This window comes from Vibrio sp. Vb0304 (assembly GCF_033338995.1).
GTDB lineage: Bacteria > Pseudomonadota > Gammaproteobacteria > Enterobacterales > Vibrionaceae > Vibrio > Vibrio alginolyticus.
The window spans coordinates 1-1,339 of the sequence record NZ_JAWOTT010000156.1 but is presented as its reverse complement, the minus strand read 5'-3'; the positions used below and the strand labels follow the sequence as shown (position 1 = coordinate 1,339).

Sequence of the window (1,339 nt, the reverse complement as noted above, 5' to 3'; positions counted from 1 at the left end):
GTCAATTTGCCACAACTTACGGTGCTGCCAGCTACGGAAAAACGTCTCTTTAGCGATCTGTTCAAAACGGTGGCTATGGCGCTCGACGTCATCAGACACACGCATCGCATCCACCAGCCCCAAAGATGGCCACATTGGCGCGTTGCAGCCAAGCAACCACGCGTCTCCTGCGCCTCTGGCGATCGCCGCCATCCCTAATCGATACGCTTCGACACCCGTAATACCAGACTGACTACGTTTTCCTTTTAGTGTTCCCCAGTAGTTTGCATCGAGCTTAAACAGCTCTACGCCCCACTCTAGCCTCATCACTGACACCACGTGCGTTAGATGATCTTGCACTTCGGGGTTAGACGTATCGAGAATATACCAAGGCGTGCAACGCCAGCCGCCGTAGGTAACATCTTCGGCTTTAAGGAGCTGACCGTCAGGATGACGAACAAACCATTCAGGATGTTGCTGAAAGACCTCAGATTCTGGCTGCGCTATGAAAGGAGCCATCCAAATCGCCGGCTTTTTGCCTTTTGCGCGAATGTTTTGAATCAGCTCCTTCACACCGCCAGAGAATTTATCCGACGGCGTAAGCCAATCCCCCATGAACGCTTGATAGCCATCATCCAGAAGTACCCATTCTAAGTCTTCGAGCTTGTCTTGCATGCAATCGACATTTTCTAAAACATTTTGCTCGGTCACATCGGCATAGTACGCATACCAAGAACACCAGCCTATCGGTGCATCCTGCGTAACACCGTTGCGAATAGGATGATGCGCGGCAATCATCTCGCTGAACTCTTGATACAGATCGGATAGCGAGTTGCCAGTTAAAATCGTAATGGACTCAAGTTGATTGTGTTCCCAATCCGCCACTTGCGTGTGTTCACCATCAATTGCTGCGGTCAGTATCCACTGCCCATTTCGCTGTTGTATATCAAAGTAACCAGCAAATCGACGGCACGTCGTGAAGCCAAACAAGGTGTAACCAGCAGAATCCTCAATCACTAGATAGTTGTAGTAACGCTTAGGTGCATGTTGCGAGTACACACGGTATGGGGGAATGTTGTCGGGGCATCGACCTATTTCAATAGGATGCGTGATCGTTCCTGACGTTTGCGCCAACATTTGAAAACCATCACCAATCACGTTGGCTTCGTGCTCGTATAGAAACGGCATTTCGAACAACACTTCACGGTCAGTAAAGGTCTTATTGTGAAGCCCAGAGAAAGAGAAATGGGCTTGATTACCAATCACATCCACGTGCAGATCGTTATCGATGATCGTCATTTCGGAATGGTTGGCTAACTGAATGGTCTGAGCCATATTGCATCTACTCACTGATTATTAT

Annotated in this window: 1 protein-coding gene; it reads right to left on the bottom strand. The window is 48.8% G+C overall.

What is annotated here, in order from left to right:
* A partial coding sequence (locus R7P35_RS24615; RefSeq protein WP_318092969.1) for a glycoside hydrolase family 36 protein occupies positions 1 to 1,314 on the bottom strand: 1,314 nt, incomplete at its 3' end.
* Positions 1,315 to 1,339 lie beyond the last annotated feature (25 nt).